The sequence below is a fragment of the Paraburkholderia tropica genome, from assembly GCF_914484835.1.
GTDB classification, from domain to species: Bacteria; Pseudomonadota; Gammaproteobacteria; order Burkholderiales; family Burkholderiaceae; genus Paraburkholderia; species Paraburkholderia tropica_A.
Genome location: NZ_CAJZAR010000091.1, coordinates 7,970 through 12,130, shown reverse-complemented (window position 1 = coordinate 12,130; position 4,161 = coordinate 7,970). Strand labels below are relative to the sequence as shown.

Below are 4,161 nucleotides of genomic sequence, written 5' to 3'. Positions count from 1 at the left end.
GCACCAACCCCGCACTGTTCCCCCTTGACCGCTCCACCCGACCGGTTCCTTAGTCGCAGAGGCAACGCACTCAGGGGAACGCTCCAGTTCACCAAGGCCGTTGTCACTCCAAAAAAGAAGCCCTTTCCACTTCCAAGGAGAACCCGATTGAGCAACGAACTGAAGAAGTCTGTGCGCGCTCGCGCGTCCGCAAAACATGAGTGCGGCGTGACGGAGATCCGTGTTGAGTTTGATCGGTCCGTGCTCGGCGCTTACCAGTACGAATTCAACGGCGTGATTGTCGCGCGTTGCTTTGTGTCGGATTCCTACGCTACGCCGTATGGGTTTCTTCTCGCATTCCATCCGTCCTGGTACGCGGAACTGGACGAAATGCGCGCCGCAACGAAGAAACTCGAAGCGATGCACCGCAGCATGGAAAAACAGCGCAAGGCGCTCGGCGAATCCGCGACATTTTCCGAATTCGCCCGCCGCGCAATGATCGCCGCAGGCGCGAAAGAAATTTTCGTCGCACCGGTATTCGGCAAGGCATGCCGCGTTGATGAAATCGCGCCGCTCGGTCCGAAGCAGGGCGCGGAAATTCTCCACGCCATTGGCTCGCTCGAATCGAAGGCGATCGAGCTTTACGCGAAGAAAGCCGCCTGATCCGAATCCCCAGCCCGGGGCTTGCCCCGGCCTCCCCTACTGGAGTCACCGACATGCAGCAACAACTGAGCTTTGACGCAGTATCGAATGGCGCGTGCGCGCCGCAGGCAAGCACGGCAGCCGCCATCGAAAACGACTTTGGCATTGCGTTGACGGGCCGCGCGCGCACCATCTTCGACGCAATGAAGTCGATTGTCGAATCGCCGGCCTGTCGCCTCAAGCATTATCGGGACGATTTTTTTCACGGTGATCGCGCATACCTCTCGCGCACGCACGGTACGGGCCGCTATGTGTGGGTCGTTCGGGACTGTGGAACGCACCTGATCCAGACCGGAGTGCATGAGCGCAACTACGACGAGCTCGACGCCGTGTTGCACTCCTATGGCAACGCGTGTGACGTGTACGAAATCGACGCCGCGCGCGCGACGATCAAAAAGATCGACGCGGTGAAGGCTCGCGAGATCGGCAAGCGCCTGGAGTATGTGACGCGCGATGGCGTCGTAAGCAAGGAATGCCGCGCGATCGCGGGCATGGATATCACCCTCTCGCCGTGGGGTCACGGACAGTCGCCGCAAGGCATTGTGCGGTTCACGGGCACCGACGCAAATCTGTCCAAAGGCGACCTGATTGCGTTGCGTCAGATCGCCGAATGGGAGGTTATCGCGCGCACGCATTCGCTGTTCACGCGCACACAGAGCGCCACGCTTGACGGCGTGGATATTTTCGACCTGATCGACCAGATTCAATAACCGCGAGGCGGCCGGGTCGGCCGCCCATTCGCAGAGACCGATGATGAACTACCTGCCGAAATGGGCCGAAGCGTATGCGCGCGGCGATTCAGTTGGAAAGGCTCAGGCGATGATGGCCTATGCCGACTACTACTGTGTGGATGGTAGCGCCGATGACGAACCGGAAATCGAAGAACGCATCGCGATGGATCGGCCGCCGCTGGTGTCGTATGCCAGCATGACCGGCACGCGTCGCAACCTCGCGGCAATGCGCGCCGCGGGCTGGAAGCTTCTAGTGTCGGCCACGGGCCAGCATCGCGTCGAAGCAGGGTTTGAATACGCGATCGACAACGGTGCGTGGACGGCGTTCCAGCAATGCACGCCCTTTGACGAATACGCTTTCATGACGGTGGTGGAAAAGCTGGGCGAACGCGCAGACTGGATCGTACTGCCCGATATCGTCGCCGGCGGGCTGGCATCGCTCGAATTCTCGCTTTCATGGCTCGAACGTCTGCGCGCCCTTCCGACCCGTTTGCTGATCGCCGTACAGGACGGCATGGAGATCGAGGACGTCCGCCCTTTCCTGTCTCCGGCCGTAGGCATTTTCGTCGGCGGGACGACGGAGTGGAAAGAGGCAACGATGGGAGAATGGGGCTCGGTCGCGCGGCGCCGTCACTGCTATCTGCATGTCGGCCGCGTCAACACGGCACGCCGCATTCGCATTTGCGCCGCAGCTGGGGCTAACAGCATCGACGGCACGAGCGGCACGCGATACGCGAAAAGTGTGCCGAAACTCGACCGTGTATCTCGCCAGCCGGATATGTTCTCGCGATCGTCGGAGTCGCTGGCCGAAGCACAGGCGGCAGGCACCGACGTTTCTCTCTCTGGACTGATCCGATAGCCGTGTTCGCTGCGCCATCGAGAACGCCCGCTGATGCGGGCATTCTGCTTTGGAGGATCGCAGGCCGCCCATCCAGCCGTGCCGATGGCACGGGGAACAACGACACGTTCCGCTCCTGGGGGCTGCGCCCCCGCCGCTCGGGCGACCCAAAGTGCGGGCCGCTCTCGCGTCCCGATGGCGCGCTCTCGCGCGAATGACCCACCCCCTCTTTTCTGGAGCAACACGCGGCTCCAGCGCGTAACCGATCCCCTGACTGCGTTGCCTCAAACCCGCGACCGTAACCGATCAGCCTGCGCGGTCAAGGGCCGTGCGGGCCGTGTCCTCGCGCTGCGCGCTGCGGGCCGCACCAACCCCGCACTGTTTCCCCTTGACCACTCCGGCTGACCGGTTCCTTAGTCGCAGAGGCAACGCACTCAGGGGAACGCTCCAGTTCACCAAGGCCCGTTGTCACTCCAGAAAAGAAGTCGTTCGCGACTTCGGAGCCTATTTAGCGAGGGATTGAAGAATGGAAACTGCTGCTTCGATGGCTGAGAACATCGCCGCATGCCTTCGTGCCAGAGTCAACGGCACTGACGAGTCTGGCAACACGTTTCAGGTTGCGCTTCCCGAGGCGGAGCAGAAGCTGAGTTTTTCGTTCAACGTCTGGAAGAAAAAAGACCGCATCGTAATTCGCGCGCTGTTTCCTGCTGATGAAACCCGGCATCCGATGCGCGCGCCAGTCTGGTTCGAACCGACGATGACCGTCTCGATCGCCAAGCCCGCGGAGCAGATCGCGAAAGACATTCAACGCCGGCTGTTGACCGACTATCCGAAGGCGCTTGCCGAAGTGCTCGCGCTTCGCGACGCGCGCAACGCCACACGAATGGCCAAGCGCGCGCGTCTCGCGGAATTGGCAGAACTCGTCGGAGTGCGCCTTGAAGAAGGGAATCACCAGAACGAAAAATTTTCGATGCACGGCATTGGAAGGCAGCAGAAAGTTGAGGTTCACCTGCTGTCGAATGACGTGAGAATCGACGCAAGTTGGATTTCGATGGACCAGGCGAAACGGATTCTTTCTATTCTTGTGGACCATTGAATGATGACCACGGCAAACCATGAAACCGGCTACTACCCGCTTTGCGCGTCAACAGACGAGGCAGGCCGCCGCTACGGCAACCTTGCGCACCATATGGGGCCGATCGAGCCGCACATGATGCGGCTGATCGGCGCGGTATCACGGGCACTCGAATCCGGGCTGTTCTACTCAGATGCAGTCCTCGCAGCAGTAATCGCCGACTTTGGCAACTATCTGCAACCCGGCGACACTGAAATCGGAAAGAGCGAGGTGAGCGGCGGCCAGTTCGGTATGGAGGTCTACTATGCGCGCCGCTATCTCGATGCGTGCGATCAGCGTGTCATGCTCGACGCGGCCGCCGAAAAGCTGGCATTGCGAAACGGTACGCATCTTGGGACGCTTATGTTTAACGACTTCAAGGTGACGACCGGATGCGTTGCGAGCGGGGTAAGCCGATCAGGTGTGACCGTCACCGGCAAGCGCGGTCGCACTGTGGTTCGGTTCTCGACCAATGCCGTCGCGATCGACTGCGCGATTGAACGCGCTTTCGAGAAGGGCAAGCGTCCGTCCGCGACGTTGGCACACGCGCGCGCGATGATCGAGCAGCCACCGCGAGCGCCGGCGCCGCCACTCGATTTTGGGCTTTTCGCGCCCGGCGCATAACCCCTCGCATGATGTGGCCCCGCTGATGCGGGGCTTTTGTTTCTCGCATGCGAGAACGGGCCGCGTCGCCCATCCAGCCTTGCCGGGGCAGCACCTTTCGCGCCGTGCTGCGCACGTCACGAAAGTCGCTCCCTTGCCCCAGCAAGGAGAAAAACGTTCCGCTCCTGGGGGCT

Annotated in this window: 5 protein-coding genes; all 5 read left to right on the top strand. The window is 61.2% G+C overall.

Going from position 1 to position 4,161, the window contains the following annotated elements; all coding sequences use genetic code 11:
* The first annotated feature begins 147 nt into the window (after positions 1-147).
* The 5 genes from LDO54_RS34220 to LDO54_RS34200 all read left to right on the top strand — a co-directional run bounded on the left by LDO54_RS34220 (position 148) and on the right by LDO54_RS34200 (position 3,988).
* Entirely contained in the window at positions 148-642 is a 495-nt protein-coding gene (locus tag LDO54_RS34220) for a hypothetical protein (RefSeq protein WP_224016703.1), read from the top strand.
* Positions 643-695: 53 nt separating this feature from the next.
* Positions 696-1,391 (top strand): hypothetical protein, encoded by a 696-nt coding sequence (locus tag LDO54_RS34215; RefSeq protein WP_224016701.1) that lies wholly within the window; start codon positions 696-698, stop codon positions 1,389-1,391.
* 40 nt (positions 1,392-1,431) lie between these two features.
* Positions 1,432-2,271: a hypothetical protein gene (locus tag LDO54_RS34210; RefSeq protein WP_224016699.1), complete on the top strand. Its 840-nt coding sequence runs from the start codon at positions 1,432-1,434 to the stop codon at positions 2,269-2,271.
* Between the two features lie 505 nt (positions 2,272-2,776).
* The gene (locus tag LDO54_RS34205) at positions 2,777-3,346 is read left to right on the top strand and encodes a hypothetical protein (RefSeq protein WP_224016697.1); all 570 of its coding nucleotides are present in this window, start codon (positions 2,777-2,779) and stop codon (positions 3,344-3,346) included.
* On the top strand, positions 3,347-3,988 hold the full coding sequence (locus LDO54_RS34200; protein ID WP_224016695.1) for a hypothetical protein: 642 nt from the start codon (positions 3,347-3,349) through the stop codon (positions 3,986-3,988).
* Positions 3,989-4,161: the final 173 nt, after the last annotated feature.

What these genes read in the sequence shown, in the direction of transcription:
- LDO54_RS34205 (WP_224016697.1), top strand. Translation starts at nt 2,777, where the DNA reads ATGGAAACTGCTGCTTCGATGGCTGAGAACATCGCCGCATGCCTTCGT.
- LDO54_RS34200 (WP_224016695.1), top strand. Translation starts at nt 3,347, where the DNA reads ATGATGACCACGGCAAACCATGAAACCGGCTACTACCCGCTTTGCGCG.
- LDO54_RS34210 (WP_224016699.1), top strand. Translation starts at nt 1,432, where the DNA reads ATGATGAACTACCTGCCGAAATGGGCCGAAGCGTATGCGCGCGGCGAT.
- LDO54_RS34215 (WP_224016701.1), top strand. Translation starts at nt 696, where the DNA reads ATGCAGCAACAACTGAGCTTTGACGCAGTATCGAATGGCGCGTGCGCG.